The sequence below is a fragment of the Vulcanococcus limneticus LL genome (assembly GCF_943369875.1).
GTDB lineage: Bacteria > Cyanobacteriota > Cyanobacteriia > PCC-6307 > Cyanobiaceae > Vulcanococcus > Vulcanococcus limneticus_A.
The window spans coordinates 127,443-145,630 of sequence record NZ_CALROT020000005.1; the positions used below are offsets into that span (position 1 = coordinate 127,443).

Consider the following 18,188-nt stretch of genomic DNA (forward strand, 5'->3'; position numbering starts at 1 on the left):
GGGCTGGAGGGGCCAGGCGGAACGCAGCGCAGCTGCGGCGCTGGTCGGTCGGGGCCGGCCCAGGGGCCTGGGGCCACCGATACTGACCGTCCACGCGCGATCCCGTGTCCGGCTGGCTGCTGATCCTGGCGTTGCTGGTGCTGGGGGGTGCCCTCTCCACCCTCGGCGATCGGCTCGGGACCCGGGTGGGCAAGGCCCGGCTCAGCCTGTTCCAGCTGCGCCCCCGCAAGACCGCCGTGCTGATCACGGTGCTCACCGGCAGCCTGATCAGCGCCCTCTCCCTGGGGCTGATGCTGCTGGTGAGCGAGCGGCTGCGGGTGGGGCTGTTCCAGCTCGACCAGATCGAACACCGCCTGCGCAAGAACCGCCAGGCGCTGGAGAACAGCCAGGCGGACCTGAGGCGCAGCCAGGCCGAACTGGCCACCAGCCGGCAGGAGCTGCGCAGCGCCGAGAGCGGCCAGCGGCAGGCCCAGGTGCGGCTCGGCCAGGCCGAGCGCCGGGCCCAGGCCCTGCGTGGCGAGCTGCAGCCGCTCGTCCGCCAGCGGGCCGCCCTGGAGCAGGAGCGCGATCGGCTCAGCAAGGACATCCACGCCAAGGACGCCGACATCCGCCGCAACCGGGCCGAGCTGGAGAAGGTGACCCGGCGGATCGCCGCCGGCGCCAAGGAGCTCAAGCAGCTGGAGACCAACCTGATCGCCCTGCGCCGCGGCGACGTGGTGATCAGCAGCGGCCAGACCCTGGCCACCGCCAAGATCAACCTGCAGAAGGCCTCCCAGGCCCGGGAGGTGATCGAGGCGCTGCTGCGCCAGGCCAACCTGGTGGCCTACCAGCAGGTGCTGCCGGGCGAGCAGCCCAACCGCCAGATCCTGCTGGTGCCCCGCGGCGACATCACCAAGCTTGAGGAGATCATCAGCCGCCGCGGCTCCTGGGTGGTGAGCCTGGTGTCGGCGGCGAACGTGCTCAAGGGTGAGCGCCAGGTGCTGGCCTTCCCGGACGTGCGCCCCAACCGCCAGGTGATCCGGCGCGGCGAGCAGATGGCCACCACCGTGCTGGAGGGCGAGGAGACCGGCCCCGAAGCCGTGCGCAGCCGCCTCAACCTGCTGCTGGCGGCGGCCTTCACCAAGGCCCAGCGCCAGGGCTCCCTGGCCGATGGCCTCCAGTTCGACGTGGCCACCTTCAACCGTCTGGGGCTCGAGCTCAGCAACCGGCCGGCCGGCCAGCAGGTGCGCCTGGAGGCCGTGGCCGGGCGCGACAGCGACATCGCCGATCCGGTGGTGGTGGAACTGCGCTGGAGCAACGGCCCGGGAGGCAGCAGCGCCGACCCGACGCCGGGGCGCAACCGGCCATGACCCGCCCAGCCGCACCCAGTGCGCTGACCTTGGGCCCGTGGGCCGCCCTCGACCCCGGCCGCAGCAAGTGCGGCCTGGTACTCAGCGACGGCGAGGGTCGCCGGATCGTGGCTGCCGCGGTGCTGCCCCCCGAGCGCTGCTGGCAGCGGCTGCAGGAGTGGCAAGGGCAAGGGGGGCCGTGGCCAGGGCCGCCGGAGCCAGAAGGGCAGGGGGCACGGGGGGGATCGGATAGCTCACCCGGCCTGGCCGGCGTCGTGGTGGGCGACGGCACCGGCAGCGGCCCCTGGCGGGAGCGGCTGCGGGGGCTCGGGGTGCCGGTGGTGAGCGTGCCGGAGGCGGGCACCACCCTGGCGGCGCGGCGGCGCTACTGGCAGCTGCACCCCCCGGGGCCGCTGCGGCGCCTGCTCCCCGAGGGCCTGCGCCAGCCCCCCCGCGACTGGGATGACGTGGTGGCCCAACTGCTGCTGGAGCGCCACCTGGGCCGCAACCTGAGCCGGCAGCCCGGGGCCCTGGAGCGGCCCTGACAGGCCCGACGGCGCCGCCAGCTAGAACTTGGCCCGCACCGTGAAGGCGTAGTCGCCGCCGGGCTCGAGCTGGTAGTCGGCCCGCAGCAGGAAGCGCAGCAGGGCGTCCTGGATCAGGGCCCGGCCCAGGGAGGGCTCCACCTGCAGCTCGCCGCGATCGAAGAACCAGCTGAAGGTCCAGTGGAAGCCGCCGGCCACCACCTCGCCCTCCACCAGGCGCCGGCTGAAGCTCTGGTGCAGCACCCGCAGCTGGGCGGTGGTGGAGGGCAGGCGACTCACGGAACGGGGGTGGCCGCAGCGGATGTGGCGGCGTCGATCAGCTTCGCGGCACTGGGGGCCACAAAACCGTTCAGCCGGTTACCGGCCCGCTCCAGGCCGGAACGCTGGATCAGGGCAATCCCCGCCAGCACCTCATCGAGCACCTCGCTGAGGATCGGCTGATCGGCGGGGGCAAAGCGCCCCAGCACATGCCCCACCGTGCGCTGCCTGCGCTCCACCGGATTGAGGGCCGGGGCACCGATGCCGATGCGCAGGCGCGGGAAGGCCTGGCCGCCCAGGTGGGTGATGGTGCTGCGCAGGCCATTATGGCCGCCCGCCCCGCCCGAGGCCCGCAGCCTCAGGCGGCCCAGGGGCAGGTCCATGTCGTCCACCAGCACCAGCAGCTGCTCGGGCTGGAGGCCGAACCAGTCCAGGGCGGCGCGGATGGAGCGACCGCTCTCGTTCATGTAGGTCTGGGGCATCAGCAGCCGCAGCCGGCCGGGGCCGTGGCCGAGCTCCGCCAGCAGCCCGTGCAGCTTGGCCTGCTGGCGGAAGCTCACGCCCTCGCGGGCGGCCAGGCGCTCCAGGGCCATGAAGCCCACGTTGTGGCGGGTGCCGGCGTACTTGTCGCCGGGATTGCCCAGCCCCACCAGGAGCTGCAGAGGTGCGGGGTCGGTTGCCATGGCCGGTCGGGATGGCGCTCAGGCCGCGGGGCCGTCGGCCGCAGGCGGCGCGGGGGGCACGGTCACGGCCTCAGCGGGGACCGCCGCCAGGGCCTCGGCTTCGGCGCGGGCGAGGGAGCCGGTGTCGGCGGCAACGGGCTGGGCGCCGCTGGGTGAGGCAGCCGTCAGCTGGGCAGCACTGGCGGCGGAACCGGGGGAGTCAGCGGCGGCCTCCCCGCTGGCCACCTCGGCCTCCACCGTGTCGACCACCTTGCGGAACTCCTGCTCGAACTCCCGCGAGGCTGACTGGAAGCCCTTGAGGGTGCGGCCCAGGGTGCGGCCCAGCTCCGGCAGCCGCTTGGGGCCGAACACCAGCAGGCCGATGGCGGCGATGACCGCCAGCTCCGGCAGCCCGATCCCAAAAAAGTTCATGGGGTCCACTATGGGGCAGATACGGCAACGAGCGCCACCCGCCAGGGAAGCGCTCGGAACGCACCGTTGACCAACAACTGATGACCACCCAGGGGCGGCAATCAGCCATGGGCTTTGTGATCAAACGAGCCTGAAGGTGCCAACGCGCTGCAGAGGGTCTCGGCAGCGGCCGTCGGGTCCGGCTTCAGCCGGCGCCGTTCCAGTTGACGGTGATGCCGTCGAGCAGGAGCGACTTGTTGTACAGCTGCAGGATCACCAGCAGGAAGACGAGGAAGAGGGCCATGAACACACCCATCACAGGGGTGGTGCCCCAGCCCGGCACGACCTTGCCGTACTCGGAGTTCAGGGGGCGGAGCAGGTCTCCCAGGCGGGTGCGTTGGGCCATCGTGTCGCGGTCCTCTCTGGCAGGGGATCGGTCTGGGTACTGTACGGGTGTTGCCGGCCCGGGCGGGGTCCGCAGTCGGGAGTTGTGACGGAAGGCCACCGGAATCCCGGCGCCCGCGTCACCCCCTGACCGCTGAACCATCCGCCCCCGGGCCGCCGCTCCACCCGCCCCCGCGTCCCCGACCGAGCCCTCGATGGAAACCAGCTCTCCGGCCATGTCCGTGGCGATCGCCGTGCTGGTGGTGCTGCTGGGGCTCACCGGCTTCGGCGTCTACACCGCCTTCGGCCCGCCCTCCAAGCAGCTCAGCGATCCCTTCGACGACCACGACGACTGAAGGCCTGAGCCCACGGCTCAGCGCCTGCCCTGAGCGAAAGGCCTGGGACAACGGGCTCAGGATCCCGGCCCCGCCGCAGCGATCCGCCAGAAGCCCAGCTGCCATGGCGCCAGCAGCGCCTGATCGCCCGCCGGGATGGCGGAGGCGGGCAGGGGCTCCCCGAGCCCATCGCAGCGCTCCAGCAGCCGCCAGCCCGCCGGCAGGGCCAGCCGCTGGCGGCAGGGGCCCAGGTTCTGGACGCTGAGCTGCACCACCCCCGGCCGGGGATCCGGCCGCAGGGCCAGGAGCTGCAGATCGGCGTGGCCCAGATGCAGGGGCACCAGGGCCGGGGCAGCGGCCACGGGCACCCCGGCCGTCGTGCCCGCCGCGGTGAGGGACGGTTGCGGGGCCGGATCGGCGGGCCGCCGCCACAGGGGCTCGCGGAAGCGCACGGCCTGGCGGGCCACGCCGGCCTGGCGCCAGCCGCCCCGGCAGGGCATCAGGGCCAGGCGCAGGCGCTGCCAGCCGTTGTCGGCCGAGGGATCGGGCCAGGTGGGGCCCCGCAGCAGCGAGACCCCCAGCCGCTGCGCCGTTCCCGACACCCCCTGGGGGCCATCCAGCAGCACGGCCAGCCCGCTGCTCTCCGCCTGGGACGCCACCCAGCTGATCGCCGGCAGCTCCCAGCGGGTGCGCTCGCGGGCCGTGGCGGGCTCGGCCGGGCGCTCCAGCACCCCGCCGGAACCGTCGGCGGCGACGCGCACGGCCGGCTGGGCCAGGGGCAGCTCCAGCCGCAGCAGCTCATGGCGCTGGCGCCAGTCGACCGCCAGGGTGAGCTCCAGCCAGGGGGAGCCCGCCCGCAGCTGCACGTCGAGCCGCAGGGCGCTGCGGCCGCACTGGCCGCGCCACACCGCCCGGACGCAGAGGGGGCCCGCCTCCACCAGCTGGGGCGGGCCGCTCCACTGCAGCGGCAGGGGGTGATCGCGGTAGTCGGTGGCGATGTCCCAGGCATCCCAGAACTCGCCCTGGTCGCGCCAGCGCCGCCACTCCAGGGGCGCCGCCAGCTGGGGCAGGCCATCGGCTCCCCAGAGCTGCCGCACGCCGGTGGGCCCCAGCTCGGCCCGCACCAGGCCGTTGTCCAGCCGCCAGCCCTGGCCGTCCGCCAGGGGCACGATCCCCACGGGGGCGTGGGTCGCAGGGCCAGGGTCGGCGGGCTCCGCCGCGGACGATCCTGCGGGCATCCCGCCGGCCGGCGAGCGCCGCAGGGGCAGGGCGTCCAGGCCCGCCGGTGCGGGCAGCTGCACCCAGCTGCCGCCCCCCGGGGCGGGCTGGACGGGCAGCTCCCGATCACCGAGCCACCAGCGACCGCGGGGCAGCCGCAGGCACTGGGACTCGCCGGGATGGGGCTGGAGCTGCACCAGCCACCAGGGCTGGGTCGCCGCTGAAGCCGTGACGGGGGCCTCCGGGGGGGCCGCGGGGTGCGGCCGGCTGGCCAGCCAGGCGGCCAGGGCCCGATCCCGCTGCCGGCCGGCCTGGCGCCGGGCCTGGCGCCACTGGGGCTCGGCCTGCTCGAACACCTCAGGAATCGAGGTGCCGGGCAGGATGTCGTGGAACTGCTGGAACAGCAGCGGCCGCCAGTCGACGGGGTCGCCGGAGCCTGGGACATCCCCGGCCTCCAGCCAGAGCAGGGCCCGGGCCGCCTCGGCCTCCCGCAGCAACCGCTCCAGGCTGCGGTTGTGGCGCTTCTGGTCGGGCCGGCTGGTGGAGCAGCCGCGGTGCAGCTCCAGGTAGAGCTCATCGCGCCACACCGGCAACTGGGACGCCAGCGGCTCCAGCGGCTCCAGGTAGCCGCGCAGGCTGCCGTGGCCCTGGGGGCCCGCCAGGGGCTGCTGCTGCCAGAGCTCCAGCTGCTCGAGCATCTCGGCGGTGGGCCCGCCGCCGTGGTCGCCCACCCCCGGCAGCCACAGGGCCTGCTCCACACCACTGCCGCGCCGCCACTGCTGCCGGTACGACTCCATCGCCAGCGGGTCACCACCCGTGCCGATCGGCGCCGTCATCAGGGCCAGCAGCTCGCTGCCGCAGCGGCTGCGCCAGCGGAACAGCCGGTGCGGGAAGGGGTTGGTGGCGTTCCAGGCCAGCTTGTGGGTGCAGAACCAGCGCACGCCGGTGGCCCGGGCCACGGCCGGCAGGCCCGCGCCGAAGCCGAAGCTGTCGGGCAGCCAGCAGAGCTCGTGGCGCCACTCCGGGAAGCGGGAGCGGCTGTAGTGCTGGCCCTCCTGGAACTGGCGCAGCAGCGAGGCGGTGGCCGTGAGCACGCAGTCGGTCTCGACCCAGGGCCCGTTGATCGGCTCCCAGCGGCCCCGTTGCATGGCGCGGCGGATCGCGGCGAACAGGGCCGGGCGGTGCTGCTCGATCCAGGCGTAGAGCGCCGGGGTGGAGTGGGCGAAGTGCAGCTGGGGATGACGCTCCATCAGCGCCAGGGCCGAGGCGAAGGTGCGCTCCGCCGCCTGCCAGGTGTCCGCCACGGGCCAGAGCCAGGCCAGATCGAGGTGGGCGTGGCCGAGCACGTGAAAATCGGCCTCCGGCCGCGGCCGGGCCAGCGGACCTGCAGCCAAGGCGCGGGCCAGCTGGGCCGCGGGGGGTGGAGCGGCCGGATCCCAGGGGGCCAGGGCCGCCGCCAGCTCCGCCGGCTGGCGCAGGGCCGCCAGCTCCAGGGCGGTGCCCAGCAGCACCCCCCCGGGGTCGGTGGGGTCGCTGGGTTCGAGCTCCAGGCGGCTCTCGATCAGGGCCCCGTCGTCGTGGCGGGGGCTGCGCAGCTCCAGCTCCAGCTCCAGGGGTCGGCCCTGCCACCAGCGCGGCGGCAGGAGCCAGCGGCAGGCCGTGTCGAACAGGTCACCCTCGTGCACCACGGCGCCATCGACCCGCAGCACCGCCGCATCGGCCCACCAGCGCAGCGCCAGCCGGGCCTGGACGCCCGGACGGGCCCGCCAGTCGTCGGGGCAGGGGAGGGTGAGCCGCAGCCGCAGCCAGCGGCCGCCGCGGGGCCAGATCACCAGTCCCCGGGCCTGCCAGTCGGGCCGATGCCGCGCCCCCCAGGGATCGCGGAGGGCCGATCCCCAGCCCCCCGCGGCGCTCGGGGTCTGCCAGAGGGGGCGCAGATCCAGGCAGGCGCGTGACTGAAACGTTTCAATCCAGGGGCGAACCACCGCCTCCAGGCCCTCCGGCATCGATCCGCGCCATGTGTGCCCCATAGGATGATGCGGCTGCCGCAGGGTCGCTTCGGGCCCCCCTGGCGCCTGTCATTGCCTGTCACCCAGGCTTGTCATCCCTGCCTGTCACCCGCCGGACGGACCATGCTCGCCCTCAAGATCTCGGTTTACTCGGTCGTTTTCTTCTTCATCGGGATCTTCGTGTTCGGCTTCCTGGCCAGCGATCCCAGCCGCACCCCCAGCCGCAAGGACCTGGAGGACTGAGTTCCCGCTGCCACGGGGCACGGACGCAAGCGGTGCCCCGGAGGCCTGAGGAAGCGGCCCCGGCGCCCCTCAACTGACCATCCAGACGTGGCAAGATCACGGCCGCTTGCGGTGCCGCATTGCCATCCCCTCAACGTGTCAGCCGTGTGATCGCGGCGTTGGGGGTCACCAGCCTGATCGGTCTGGCCCCGGCCAGAGCCTCCGAAGCGCCTACGGTCCGCGGGGTCCAGCCCGCCTCGGGCGACGACAGCCCAGGGGACGCCAGCTCCCTCCAGATCGCTGCAGAGCCCAGCCAGTCGCCGATCCAGGCCTCCTCCGGCGCTGACACTCCGGCCTCCCCCCCGTCTGGGGGCTCGGCTCCGGCAACGGCAGGGGCAGCTGCGCCACCCGCCCCTGCCTCGCCCCCCCGGCTGATCCCGGCCACACCGGCCCAGAGCCCGCCCCTGGAGCTCCAGGTCCGCGCCGACCAGCAGGGCTTCGACCTGCTGCAGAACCGCTTCGTCGCCACCGGCTCGGTGCAGGCCCTGCTCTCCGGCGGCCGCCTGCTGGCCGATCGGCTCGAGTACGACCCCACCACCCGCACCGTCTACGCCAGCGGCAGCGTGCGCTTCCAGCGGGGCAACCAGTACCTGCAGGCCAGCCGGCTGCGCTACAGCCTGATCCAGTCGTCAGGGGAGCTGGAGGAGGTCTACGGGGTTCTGGACCTCGACACCACCAGCTTCGATCTCAATCCTGAGCAGCCGCCCTCGGCGGCCCTGCTGCCCCTCAGCTACTGGGAGCGGCCCCTGCTGCCCGAGACCAGCCGCTTGGCGGTGGCGCCGGATAGCACCGCCCAGGCGGCGCTGCTCGCGTCGCTGGAGGCCAATCCCCTGGGGGCACCGGCGGCGGCGCCGGGGGCAGCCTCCCCCCTCCCAACGAGGCTGGGGAGCGGCCAGGAACCCGGGGGCGGCGGCGCCCTTGACGTGAGCGGCGTGCCCCAGGCCCTCCCCAGCGACCGCTGGCGCATGCCGCCGATGGCGCTCTCGCCCGCGGCCCAGACGATGGCCTGCCCGCCGCCCCTGCCGGCCATCCCCAACTGGCACCCCTACCCCTGGGCCGCCACCGTCTGGGCCGGCCAGATGATCGACACCAACTTCGGCGACACCTTCCGCTTCAAGGGCCGCCTGCGCCCCGAGTACCTGGTGGGTGTGGGCCTGAACCGCCGGCTGATGCAGGCCGGCCCCCTGGCCCTGGAGATCGACACCACCTTCACCGGCCACCGCGCCGCCAGGCAGGCCGGGGGGGAGTTCAACCAGGCCGTGCCCTTCGCCGATACCCCCGCCCAGAGCTTCGGGGAGATCACCGCCGGCCTGGGCCTGCGGGCCTGGCTGCAACCGTGGCTGAGCGTCGGCTTCGTGGAGGGGGTGAGCCTCAACACGGCCGTGAGCAACTACGAGAAGACCTACCGGGAGAACTACACCCAGTTCCTCAACTACCTCGGTTTCGAGGTTGAGGCGCTCGTGGCCCCCGAGTGGTCGCTGGTGGGACGCATCCACCACCGCTCCGGCGCCTACGGCACCTACAGCGGCGTCAGTGAAGGCAGCAACGCCTACCTGCTGGGCCTGCGCCACCGCTTCGGCAGCGCGCCCGATCCACGGCCCAAGGTGGCCATGGCGCCGCCGCTGGGCTGCCCCGATCCGGGCCGACCGCTGCGCCAGCGGGTGCGGCCGCTGGAGGAGCGGCTCAATGCCGTGGCCATGGGCAAGCCGGGCCAGGGCAGCGGTGAGGCCAGCGGCCAGACGGGCACGGCGCCAGGCTCGACCTCCGGCGCCGCCAAGCTGAGCCCGCGCCAACAGGAGGAGCTGCGCCGGCAGGCCATTGCCGCCACGGTGGACCAGCGGGTCGGCAACCTGCAGTTCCAGCAGAGCTTCTCGGCCGAACGTCGCCGCGTCACCGGCAGCAACACGGACTTTGATCAACCCGACGAGGTCAACGTCTACGGCGCCGTGCGGCCGGCCCAGCTCCAGACCCTCAAGACCAGCAACAACAAGAAGCTGGTGACCGGCACCATCAGCCGCTGGCGCTTCCAGGCCAACACGATCGCGATCACGCCGGACGGCTGGACCACGGACCGCGCCGCCCTCACCAACGACCCCTACACCCCGGCCCAGGCCTGGGTGGATGCCGAGGGCGTCGTGGCCCGCATCGAGCCCAACGGCGACACGGTGGTGGAGGCCAAGCGCAACCAGCTGATCCTGGAGGATCGGCTGCCGATTCCGCTGCAGCGCAACCAGCGCTTCCAGAAGGAGCGGCAGGTGGAGAACCGCTGGGTGCTCGGCAGCGACGGCGAGGACCGGGACGGCTTCTACCTGGGCTACGACCTCAAACCCATCCAGCTCGGCAAGCGGGGCAGCCTGGCGCTGCAGCCCCAGTTCATGGTGCGGCGCGCCCTCGACGGCACCACCGACAGCTACCCCCTGCCCGGGGAGCCGGTGGGATCCTCGTCCACCTCCCAACCCACGCGCATCGGCGATCTGTTCGGCCTGCTGGCCAGGCTCGATGCCACCGTGCTGGGCCTGGATGCCTCCGCCAACCTCGACATCTCCACCTTCGATCCCAGCAACTTCGCCAACGGCATGCGCAGCTGGGGCGAACTGAAGCGCCCCCTGCGCCTGCCCCTGGTGGGGGACACCACCGCCCGCCTGTTCGGCGCCTACCGCTTCCGCAGCTGGAACGGCACCCTCGGCGAGCAGGACGTCTACTCCGCCTACGGGGTGTCGCTGGAGCAGCGGGGGGTGCTCCCCAACTGGGGACGGCTGAGCAGCAACTACTACTGGCGGGCCGGCGTGGGCAACTTCCAGGGGGACGAGTTCCAGACCACGGATCTGGCCAGCCTCTGGCGCGGCAGCGTCTACGCCTCGCTCAACGCCTCCCTGCCCCTCTGGACCGGCAAGCCGCTGCCGCCCGGCCCCGAGGCGGCGAACCGCTACACGGCCGTGCCAGTCGTGCCGGGGCTGACGCTCAACGTCAACACCACCGCGACCCTGGCCTACTACGGCGACGGCACCAACCAGAACACCCTGAGCCTCTCGGGTGGCCCCACCCTGACCCTGGGCCACTTCAGCAAGCCCTTCCTGGATTTCACCCAGTTCACGATCACCGGCGGCGGCACCCTGCGCCAGGGCGTCAGCCCCCTCAGCTTCGATCGGGCCGTGGACCTCGGCACCCTGGGGATCGGCCTCACCCAGCAGCTGGTGGGGCCGCTGGTGTTCAGCGGCGGCATCGGCCTGAACGTGGATCCGAGCTCGCCGGACTACGGCGAGAGCACGGGCTCCTACGTGGAACTGCGCTGGCAGCGGCGGGCCTATGAGCTCAGCGTGTACTACAGCCCCTACGAGCAGCTGGGCGGCGTGCGCGTGAAGCTCAACGACTTCAACTTCAGCGGCACCGGCGTGCCCTTCGTGCCCTACGAGCCGGGGGCCGTGGACGCGATGGTGCGCCGGCGCGGCTTCTAGGGCCCCAGGCTCAGGCGGCGAAGCTCACCAGATAGGGCAGCCGGGCGGCGGTGGCCTCCAGGGCGGCTCCGTTGGCCAGCAGCTGGCTGGTGGCATCCCACTGGCCCGTGCTCAGCATCTGGCGGGGGCCGGCGGCCAGCTCCAGCTGCCAGCTCTGGCCGGCGCCACTCAGAGACTGGGCGGCCACATCCAGGGCGAAGACCGCCGCGGGGTCGGCGGCGGCCGCCGCCTGGATGGCGAGCATCTGCTCGTGGCCGGCGGTGAGGCAGGGAATGCCCAGGGCCAGGCAGTTGCCGTAGAAGATCTCGGCGAAGCTCTCGCCCACCACAGCGCGGATGCCCCAGCGCATCAGGGCCTGGGGCGCGTGCTCGCGGCTGGAGCCGCAGCCGAAGTTGCGGTTCACCAGCAGGATCGCGGCACCCTGGTGCTCGGGCCGGTCGAAGGGGTGGGGGCCGGCCGGGGCGTCGGCGAGCTCGACGCGGTCGTCGGCGAAGGCCGCCGGGCCCAGGGCCTCAAAGGTGACGCACTTGAGGAAGCGGGCCGGGATGATCCGATCGGTGTCGATGTCGTCGCCGCGCACCACCACGGCGGTGCCCGTCACCGCGGTGATCGGTCCGAAGGGAAAGGGAGTGGCCATGGGCACAGCGGCGACGGGATCGGGGCGGGGTGACGGAGGGAACGGGGCTCAGACGGTGAGCAGCTGGCGCACATCGGTGACCTTGCCGGCGATGGCAGCCGCGGCCACCATCGCCGGGCTCATCAGCAGGGTGCGCCCCGTGGCCGACCCCTGGCGGCCCTTGAAGTTGCGGTTGCTGGAGCTGGCGCTGATCTGGCGGCCCTCCAGGCGGTCGGGGTTCATGGCCAGGCACATCGAGCAGCCGGGCTCGCGCCATTCGAAACCTGCCGCGGTGAAGACCTGATCGAGGCCTTCGGCCTCGGCCGCCGCGGCCACCTGCTCGGAGCCGGGCACCACGAAGGCCTTGATGCCAGGCGCCACGTGGCGACCCTTGGCCACGGCGGCGGCGGCCTGCAGATCGCTGAGGCGGCCGTTGGTGCAGCTGCCGATGAAGCACACATCCACCGGCGTGCCGGCGATCGGGGTGCCCGGCTGCAGGTCCATGTAGCGGTAGGCCTCCTCGGCCAGGGGGCGCTCGTCGGGGTCGGTCTGCTCCAGGGTGGGCACGGTTTCATCCACGCCGATGCCCTGGCCGGGGGTAATGCCCCAGGTGATGGTGGGGGCGATGGCGCCGGCGTCGAAGCGCACCTCGTCGTCGAACACCGCATCGGGGCCGCTGGCCAGGCTGCGCCACCAGGCCACGGCGCGATCCCAGGCCTCGCCGCTGGGGGCGAAGGGCCGGCCCTGCAGGTAGTCGAAGGTGACCGCATCGGGGTTGACGTAGCCGCAGCGGGCGCCGCCCTCGATCGCCATGTTGCAGAGGGTCATGCGCTCCTCCATCGACAGCGCCTCGATGGCCGGGCCGGCGAACTCGTAGGCGTAGCCCACGCCGCCCTTCACGCCGAGGGTGCGGATCACGTGCAGCACCAGATCCTTGGCGTACACGCCGCTCTGCAGCTGGCCATCCACCCAGATCCGCCGCACCTTGAGCTTGCCCATGGCCAGGCTCTGGCTGGCGAGCACATCGCGCACCTGGCTGGTGCCGATGCCGAAGGCGATGGCACCGAAGGCCCCGTGGGTGGAGGTGTGGGAGTCGCCGCAGGCCACGGTCATGCCGGGCTGGGTGAGGCCCAGCTCGGGGGCGATCACGTGCACGATCCCCTGGCGGCCGCTGCCCAGGCCGTGCAGGGTGATGCCGTAGTCCGCGCAGTTGGCCTCGAGGGTGGCCAGCATCTCCTCGGCCAGGGGATCGGCGAAGGGGCGCGCCTGGCTGGTGGTGGGCACGATGTGGTCCACCGTGGCCACGGTGCGCTCGGGATGGCGGACGCTCAGGCCCAGATCCCGGAGGGCGGCGAAGGCCTGGGGGCTCGTCACCTCATGGATGAGGTGCAGGCCGATAAACAGCTGGGTGGATCCCCCGGGCAGCTCAGCAACCTGGTGCAACGCCCAGACCTTGTCGTAGAGGGTGCCGGCGCTCACGGAAGACCCCGAAACTCGAATCGGCCAGCCTAGGGCGGGGGGGTCGCACACCTTGGCGGCGCCTGGGGGGAGGCGCTCAGCCCAGGCGCCGCCGCAGGCGATCGAGGGCCTCGCCGGCCGTGAGGGTCTGGATCCAGGCGCGGCCGCGGGAGCTGCCGAAGCGCACCCCCTCGCTGCTGCTGCCCGTGGGGCCGGCAATGGCGATGTGCACCAGCCCCACCGGCTTCTCGGCGCTGCCGCCGCCCGGACCGGCGATGCCGGTCACGGCGATCGCCCAGGTGGCGCCGGTGGCGCGGCGGGCCCCCTCCGCCATGGCGAGGGCCACCGGATCACTTACGGCGCCATGGGCCGCCAGCAGACCTGCCGGCACCCCCAGCAGCGCCTGCTTCACGGCATTGGCGTAGGCGATCACCCCCCCCAGGAACACGTCGGAGGCCCCGGGCACCGCCGCCAGGGCCGCGCCGATGCCGCCGCCGGTGCAGCTCTCCGCCACCGCCAGGGTCTCGCCCCGCTCCCGCAGGCGCTGCAGCACCACCGCGGCCAGGCTGTCGCCGTCGGCGCCGTAGCAGCTCGCCCCGGCCCGCTGGCGCAGCTCCGCCTCCACCGGCGCCAGCAGGGCCTCGGCGGCGGCGGCGCCGTCGGCCCGGGCCGTGATCCGCAGGGTCACCTCCCCGGCGCCGGCATAGGGGGCCACGGTGGGGTTTTCCAGGGCCAGCAGATCGGCCACCTGCTCAGCCAGGCTCGATTCGGCCACCCCCCAGAAGCGCAGGGTGCGGCTCGCGAACACCCCCGCCGCCAGGCCGGAGGCCCGCAGCCAGGGGGCGGCCGTGGCGGTCCACATCGCCCGCATCTCACTGGGCACCCCGGGGAAGGTCATCACCGTGAAGCCCGGCTGCACGGGGAACGCCAGGGCGGCCGGATCCGGCGTCCAGAGCATGCCCGGGGCGGTGCCGGTGGGGTTGGGCAGCACCTCAGCCCCCAGCGGCAGCAGGGCCTGGCGGCGCAGGGAGGGGGAGGCGGAGCGGCCCCGTAGCGCCAGCTTGGCCTCGATGTCGGCCCACACCTCGGGCCGCTCCGTGAGGGGGGCGCCGAAGGCGGCGGCGATGGCCTCGGTGGTGAGGTCGTCGGGGGTGGGGCCCAGGCCGCCGGTGCAGATCAGCAGCCGGCAGCGACCGGCCGCGGCGCGCACGGCAGCGATCAGCCGCCCGCGGTTGTCGCCCACCACCTCCTGGCGGAAGTGGGGCACCCCCAGGGCCGCCAGCTGCTCGGCCAGCCAACGGGCGTTGGTGTTGGTGATGCCGCCCAGCAGCAGTTCGGTGCCGATGCAGAGCAGCTCGGCGCCGCCGTCTGTCGGCCCGAGGGTCTCAGCCGCCATCGCCGGCCTGCTGCTCGCGGTCGAGGCTGCGGCGGCAGACGATCACCACCCCGATCAGCACGGCGGTGGCCAGGGCCAGCCACAGGAAGCGGTTCTCGGCATTGGCCAGCACCAGGGCCAGGGCCGCCAGCCACTGGGTGAAGGCGTAGATCAGCACCACCGTGCGGCGGTGGCTGAAGCCGGCCCGCAGCAGCCGGTGGTGCAGGTGGCGGCGGTCGGGATAGAAGGGCGAGTGGCCGGCGCTGACGCGGCCCATGATCACCGCCGACATGTCGGCCAGCGGCAGCGAGAGGATCAGCAGCGGCAACAGCAGGCTGACGCTGGTGATCCCCTTGGCCGGCCCCACGATGCTGATCGCCGCCAGGGCGAAACCGAGGAAATAGGAGCCGCCGTCCCCCATGAAGATGCGGGCGGGGTTGAAGTTGTGGCGCAGGAAGCCGAGGCAGGCACCCGCCAGGGCGGCGGCCAGCAGGCCGGCGGCGGGCTGGTCGAGGCTGTAGCTCACCGACAGCAGGCCCACGGCGGCGATGCCGCTCACGCCGGCAGCCAGGCCGTCGAGGCCGTCGAGCCAGTTGATGGCGTTGGTGATGCCCACCAGCCAGATCACCGTGGCCAGGAGGCTGAGGCCGGCGGGCAGCACCAGCAGCGGCTCGGCCTGGCCCAGGCCGGCGAAGGGCAGCTCGATGCTGCCGATCCGCACCCCCTGGCTCCACACGGCGATGGCCACCGCCACCTGGCCGGCCAGGCGTGGCAGGGGCGGCAGTGCAAAGAGGTCGTCGGAGAGACCGATCGCGAAGTAGCAGAGCGATCCAGCCAGGGTCGTCCAGATCAGCCGGTCCTTCTCGGGCGGCAGCGAGCCGAAGCCATCCAGCCCCCAGATCAGCCCCAGGGCCAGGGCGAACCCGGCCACGATGCCGATGCCGCCCAGCCGCACCATCGGCGTGGTGTGCTGCTTGCGGGGATCGGGCGCGTCAGTGAGGCCCCAGCGCAGGCCGAGCCGGCGCACCAAGGGCACCACCAGGGCCGTCACCAGGGCCGCCGCCGCCAGGGTCACCAGGGCCGCGACGTCCGGTCTGGTCGAGAGCGTCACGGCCTGGGTGGGAGCAGGGGATCGGCGGGAAGGGCCCCGACCGGCCGCAGCTTAAGCAGGGCCGGTCGGATCCAACGGCCTCAGGCGGGCTGGAGCTGACGCTGGGCGTCGTAGAGGGGGAAGCGGGCGCACAGGGCCGCCACCCGCTCGCGGCAGCGCAGCTCGATGGCAGTGTCCTCGGGGTTGAGCAGCCGGTCGGCGATCACATCGGCCACCTCGCGGAAGGCGGCCGCATCGAAGCCGCGGGTGGTGCAGGCGGCGGTGCCCAGGCGCAGGCCGCTGGTCACGAACGGCGACTGGGGATCAAAGGGCACCGTGTTCTTGTTGGCGGTGATGTGCACATCGCTCACCAGCAGATCGGCCACCTTGCCGGTCATGCCGATGCTGCGCAGATCCAGCAGCACCAGGTGGTTGTCGGTGCCGCCGCTCACCACGTCGATCCCCCGCTCCACGATCCGCTCCGCGAGGGCCTGGGCGTTGGTGATCACCTGCTGGCTGTAGGTCTGGAAGGAGGGCTGCAGGGCCTCGCCGAAGGCCACGGCCTTGGCGGCGATCACGTGCTCCAGTGGGCCGCCCTGGCTGCCGGGGAACACGGCCTTGTCGAACTGCTTGCCGAACTCGGCGTCGTTGCAGAGGATCAGGCCGCCCCGGGGACCGCGCAGGGTCTTGTGGGTGGTGGTGGTCACCACGTGGCAGTGGGGCAGGGGGCTGGGGTGCACGCCGGCGGCCACCAGGCCGGCGATGTGGGCCATGTCGGCCAGCAGGTAGGCGCCCACCTCATCGGCGATGGCCCGGAAGGCGGCGAAATCGATGGTGCGCGGGTAGGCCGAGTAGCCGCACACGATCAGCTTCGGCCGGTGCTCGAGGGCCAGCTGGCGGATGGTGTCGAAGTTGAGCTGCTGGGTCTCGGGGTCCACGCCGTAGTGGACGGCCTTGAACCACTTGCCGCTCACGTTCACGGGCGAGCCGTGGGTGAGGTGGCCGCCATGGCTCAGGTCCATGCCCAGGATCGTGTCGCCGGGCTGCAGCAGGGCCAGGAACACGGCGAAGTTGGCCTGGGCGCCGCTGTGGGGCTGCACGTTGGCCCAGGCGGCACCGAACAGCTGCTTGGCCCGCTCGATCGCCAGCTCCTCGATGGCGTCCACGTGCTCGCAGCCGCCGTAGTAGCGCTTCGACGGCAAACCCTCGGCGTACTTGTTGGTGAGCACCGAGCCCTGGGCCTCCATCACGGCGCGGGAGGCGAAGTTCTCGGAGGCGATCAGCTCCAGGTGGGTCTGCTGACGCTCCAGCTCCTTGCCGATCAGGGCGGCGATGGCCGGGTCACTGGTGGCCAGGGGGGTATCGATCGCTGCGCCGCTGGTATCCGCCATGGGGGCCACTGCCGCTGAAGGTGAACCGATCGTAAGAAATCAGGGTGAGACGGGCTGCGAACCCCGCCGCCCGCACACCGACAGGCCAGGCCGGCGCCGCCGTGCCGCGGAGCCCGGCGGTGGGCGTCGGGCCGGTCGCTGGCGGCGACCGCGCGGCCGGGGCGACCCTCGGGCACAAAAAAACCGCCCCCGGAGGAGCGGTCTTGATGTTGTAGGCGCGCCTGGAGAGATTCGAACTCCCGACCCTCTGATCCGTAGTCAGATGCTCTAATCCGCTGAGCTACAAGCGCCTGCGCCTGCCCCAACATTCTCGTCATACCGAGGGCCCATCCGTCAACCGTCGTGGCCTGGAGCGGCTCTGGAGGCGGGCGGGGCCGCCACAATCGAAGCCACGCCCCATCCCCCTCGCCCCTGAGCCCATGCCGATCCGCTGGTACGGCCCCGCCAACCCGGAGGACCCCACCTACCGCCACTTCTCGCGGATCGTGAACCTCTGCCTGCACGGGATGGCCTTCGCCGCCATCAACAGCGGCCTCTGGTTCCTGCAGGGCCTGCGCCATCCCTGGAGCCACCTCGACTGGTTGACGATCCCGTGGGCCGTGCTGCTGGCGGTGCAGCTGGCGGTGGTGGTGGCGCTGAGGCCCCAGACCGAGCCGCAGCCGCCATCCTGAGCGGGGGAGTCCAGCCCGCAGGCCAGTCCCCCTCCTCCAGCCCGTCGCCCCCCCTCGCCATGACCCTCTCGTCCCAGGAGATCCAGGAGCTGGCAAAGGAGCTGGCCGACCGGCTCTACCTCCAGATCGCCGGCTGGCACCTCTACCTGGGGGATGCGGGGCTGGCCGAGCCCCTGGCGATCGAGTGCGCCGCCCGCCTGGAGCTGGGTGCCGGCGTCTGCGCCCGCCAGGCCCTGGAGGCGGTGCAGGTGCCGATCGGCGGCGGTGCCACCAAGCTGCCCCTGGCCCGGCTCGTCCCCGCCGGCCAGCTGCAGGATCTCGAAGAGCTGCTGGCGGAACGGACCGCCTGAGCCGGCACTGTCAGCCAGCGCTGGGGCCGGGCCAAAGCCCTTGTCGCGTCAGGGTGCGCCGGATAGGGTTGCGCCTCAACGCCGCCGCGGCCCCGTGCTGGTCATCCAGGTCACCAACGCCCGCGAGGTGATGCGCCAGCGGATCGGCCGGCTCGGCAGCCGCCTGATCGGCAAGGTGGTGGATGCCGAGGCCCAGGTGGAGAAGGCGCTCATCCAGGAACTGGAAACGGCCTTCCGCGACTTCGGCATCGAGGCCCGCATCTTCTCGATCGACGGCCCCGAGATGGTGGGCCGCAGCCACCTGGAGATCCCCGTGCAGGTGCGCGAGGAACGGGTGGTGGAGCTCTGAG

General features: G+C 73.0%; 18 protein-coding genes and 1 tRNA gene. 8 read left to right on the forward strand and 11 right to left on the reverse strand.

Going from position 1 to position 18,188, the window contains the following annotated elements; translation table 11 throughout:
• The first annotated feature begins 104 nt into the window (after window positions 1-104).
• Together ACLV7J_RS07715 and ACLV7J_RS07720 are read left to right on the forward strand one after the other, a co-directional pair.
• Entirely contained in the window at window positions 105-1,349 is a 1,245-nt protein-coding gene (locus ACLV7J_RS07715) for a DUF3084 domain-containing protein (RefSeq protein WP_411868518.1), read from the forward strand.
• Window positions 1,346-1,873 carry a resolvase gene (locus ACLV7J_RS07720; RefSeq protein ID WP_411868519.1) on the forward strand — a complete coding sequence of 176 codons (528 nt, stop codon included), beginning with the start codon at window positions 1,346-1,348 and terminating at the stop codon, window positions 1,871-1,873. The genes ACLV7J_RS07715 and ACLV7J_RS07720 overlap by 4 nt, the downstream gene beginning before the upstream one ends.
• Window positions 1,874-1,894: 21 nt before the next feature.
• Here the strand turns inward: ACLV7J_RS07720 and ACLV7J_RS07725 are convergent, their stop codons facing one another.
• From ACLV7J_RS07725 to psbH, 4 genes are all read right to left on the reverse strand, one after another.
• Window positions 1,895-2,152 (reverse strand): DUF3146 family protein, encoded by a 258-nt coding sequence (locus tag ACLV7J_RS07725; RefSeq protein ID WP_094589875.1) that lies wholly within the window; start codon window positions 2,150-2,152, stop codon window positions 1,895-1,897.
• Window positions 2,149-2,814, reverse strand: coding sequence for an aminoacyl-tRNA hydrolase (gene pth / locus ACLV7J_RS07730; protein WP_411868520.1), 666 nt, complete (start codon window positions 2,812-2,814; stop codon window positions 2,149-2,151). The genes ACLV7J_RS07725 and pth overlap by 4 nt, the downstream gene beginning before the upstream one ends.
• A gap of 18 nt (window positions 2,815-2,832) precedes the next feature.
• Window positions 2,833-3,225: a TatA/E family twin arginine-targeting protein translocase gene (locus ACLV7J_RS07735; protein ID WP_411868521.1), complete on the reverse strand. Its 393-nt coding sequence runs from the start codon at window positions 3,223-3,225 to the stop codon at window positions 2,833-2,835.
• Window positions 3,226-3,409: 184 nt separating this feature from the next.
• Window positions 3,410-3,610 (reverse strand): photosystem II reaction center phosphoprotein PsbH, encoded by a 201-nt coding sequence (gene psbH / locus ACLV7J_RS07740; RefSeq protein ID WP_094589879.1) that lies wholly within the window; start codon window positions 3,608-3,610, stop codon window positions 3,410-3,412.
• A 193-nt stretch (window positions 3,611-3,803) separates the two neighbouring features.
• On the opposite strand from psbH, the gene psbN reads away from it, so the two are divergent.
• Window positions 3,804-3,944, forward strand: a complete 141-nt coding sequence (gene psbN / locus ACLV7J_RS07745) for a photosystem II reaction center protein PsbN (protein WP_255127858.1) — start codon at window positions 3,804-3,806, stop codon at window positions 3,942-3,944.
• A 56-nt stretch (window positions 3,945-4,000) separates the two neighbouring features.
• Here the strand turns inward: psbN and ACLV7J_RS07750 are convergent, their stop codons facing one another.
• Window positions 4,001-7,147 carry an alpha-mannosidase gene (locus ACLV7J_RS07750; protein ID WP_411868522.1) on the reverse strand — a complete coding sequence of 1,049 codons (3,147 nt, stop codon included), beginning with the start codon at window positions 7,145-7,147 and terminating at the stop codon, window positions 4,001-4,003.
• Between the two features lie 126 nt (window positions 7,148-7,273).
• On the opposite strand from ACLV7J_RS07750, the gene ACLV7J_RS07755 reads away from it, so the two are divergent.
• Together ACLV7J_RS07755 and ACLV7J_RS07760 are read left to right on the forward strand one after the other, a co-directional pair.
• The gene (locus ACLV7J_RS07755; RefSeq protein WP_006172424.1) at window positions 7,274-7,393 is read left to right on the forward strand and encodes a photosystem II reaction center protein I; all 120 of its coding nucleotides are present in this window, start codon (window positions 7,274-7,276) and stop codon (window positions 7,391-7,393) included.
• Between the two features lie 158 nt (window positions 7,394-7,551).
• On the forward strand, window positions 7,552-10,887 hold the full coding sequence (locus ACLV7J_RS07760; RefSeq protein WP_411868523.1) for a DUF3769 domain-containing protein: 3,336 nt from the start codon (window positions 7,552-7,554) through the stop codon (window positions 10,885-10,887).
• 10 nt (window positions 10,888-10,897) lie between these two features.
• Here ACLV7J_RS07760 and ACLV7J_RS07765 read toward each other — a convergent pair whose 3' ends face one another.
• From ACLV7J_RS07765 to ACLV7J_RS07790, 6 genes are all read right to left on the reverse strand, one after another.
• Entirely contained in the window at window positions 10,898-11,524 is a 627-nt protein-coding gene (locus ACLV7J_RS07765) for a 3-isopropylmalate dehydratase small subunit (protein ID WP_411868524.1), read from the reverse strand.
• Window positions 11,525-11,572: 48 nt separating this feature from the next.
• Window positions 11,573-12,982 carry a 3-isopropylmalate dehydratase large subunit gene (gene leuC, locus ACLV7J_RS07770; protein ID WP_411868525.1) on the reverse strand — a complete coding sequence of 470 codons (1,410 nt, stop codon included), beginning with the start codon at window positions 12,980-12,982 and terminating at the stop codon, window positions 11,573-11,575.
• 76 nt (window positions 12,983-13,058) lie between these two features.
• Window positions 13,059-14,357 (reverse strand): competence/damage-inducible protein A, encoded by a 1,299-nt coding sequence (locus tag ACLV7J_RS07775; protein ID WP_411868526.1) that lies wholly within the window; start codon window positions 14,355-14,357, stop codon window positions 13,059-13,061.
• Window positions 14,347-15,447 carry an MraY family glycosyltransferase gene (locus ACLV7J_RS07780; protein WP_411868527.1) on the reverse strand — a complete coding sequence of 367 codons (1,101 nt, stop codon included), beginning with the start codon at window positions 15,445-15,447 and terminating at the stop codon, window positions 14,347-14,349. The genes ACLV7J_RS07775 and ACLV7J_RS07780 overlap by 11 nt, the downstream gene beginning before the upstream one ends.
• Window positions 15,448-15,527: 80 nt before the next feature.
• Window positions 15,528-16,817, reverse strand: coding sequence for a serine hydroxymethyltransferase (gene glyA / locus ACLV7J_RS07785; RefSeq protein ID WP_411868528.1), 1,290 nt, complete (start codon window positions 16,815-16,817; stop codon window positions 15,528-15,530).
• A 216-nt stretch (window positions 16,818-17,033) separates the two neighbouring features.
• Window positions 17,034-17,107 (reverse strand) — tRNA-Arg (locus ACLV7J_RS07790).
• A gap of 129 nt (window positions 17,108-17,236) precedes the next feature.
• Between ACLV7J_RS07790 and ACLV7J_RS07795 the strand changes: the two genes are divergently transcribed.
• From ACLV7J_RS07795 to ACLV7J_RS07805, 3 genes are all read left to right on the forward strand, one after another.
• Window positions 17,237-17,488 (forward strand): hypothetical protein, encoded by a 252-nt coding sequence (locus ACLV7J_RS07795; RefSeq protein ID WP_411868529.1) that lies wholly within the window; start codon window positions 17,237-17,239, stop codon window positions 17,486-17,488.
• A 59-nt stretch (window positions 17,489-17,547) separates the two neighbouring features.
• Complete coding sequence (locus tag ACLV7J_RS07800) at window positions 17,548-17,838, forward strand: DUF3181 family protein (RefSeq protein ID WP_411868530.1); 291 nt, start codon at window positions 17,548-17,550, stop codon at window positions 17,836-17,838.
• A 94-nt stretch (window positions 17,839-17,932) separates the two neighbouring features.
• Window positions 17,933-18,187 (forward strand): cytochrome-c oxidase, encoded by a 255-nt coding sequence (locus ACLV7J_RS07805; protein WP_094589897.1) that lies wholly within the window; start codon window positions 17,933-17,935, stop codon window positions 18,185-18,187.
• Window position 18,188 lies beyond the last annotated feature (1 nt).

Coding starts and splice junctions, on each gene's coding strand:
- psbH (WP_094589879.1), bottom strand. CDS start 3,610: ATGGCCCAACGCACCCGCCTGGGAGACCTGCTCCGCCCCCTGAACTCC.
- ACLV7J_RS07795 (WP_411868529.1), top strand. CDS start 17,237: ATGCCGATCCGCTGGTACGGCCCCGCCAACCCGGAGGACCCCACCTAC.
- ACLV7J_RS07800 (WP_411868530.1), top strand. CDS start 17,548: ATGACCCTCTCGTCCCAGGAGATCCAGGAGCTGGCAAAGGAGCTGGCC.
- ACLV7J_RS07775 (WP_411868526.1), bottom strand. CDS start 14,357: ATGGCGGCTGAGACCCTCGGGCCGACAGACGGCGGCGCCGAGCTGCTC.
- glyA (WP_411868528.1), bottom strand. CDS start 16,817: ATGGCGGATACCAGCGGCGCAGCGATCGATACCCCCCTGGCCACCAGT.
- ACLV7J_RS07765 (WP_411868524.1), bottom strand. CDS start 11,524: ATGGCCACTCCCTTTCCCTTCGGACCGATCACCGCGGTGACGGGCACC.
- ACLV7J_RS07750 (WP_411868522.1), bottom strand. CDS start 7,147: ATGCCGGAGGGCCTGGAGGCGGTGGTTCGCCCCTGGATTGAAACGTTT.
- psbN (WP_255127858.1), top strand. CDS start 3,804: ATGGAAACCAGCTCTCCGGCCATGTCCGTGGCGATCGCCGTGCTGGTG.
- pth (WP_411868520.1), bottom strand. CDS start 2,814: ATGGCAACCGACCCCGCACCTCTGCAGCTCCTGGTGGGGCTGGGCAAT.
- ACLV7J_RS07720 (WP_411868519.1), top strand. CDS start 1,346: ATGACCCGCCCAGCCGCACCCAGTGCGCTGACCTTGGGCCCGTGGGCC.
- ACLV7J_RS07735 (WP_411868521.1), bottom strand. CDS start 3,225: ATGAACTTTTTTGGGATCGGGCTGCCGGAGCTGGCGGTCATCGCCGCC.
- ACLV7J_RS07755 (WP_006172424.1), top strand. CDS start 7,274: ATGCTCGCCCTCAAGATCTCGGTTTACTCGGTCGTTTTCTTCTTCATC.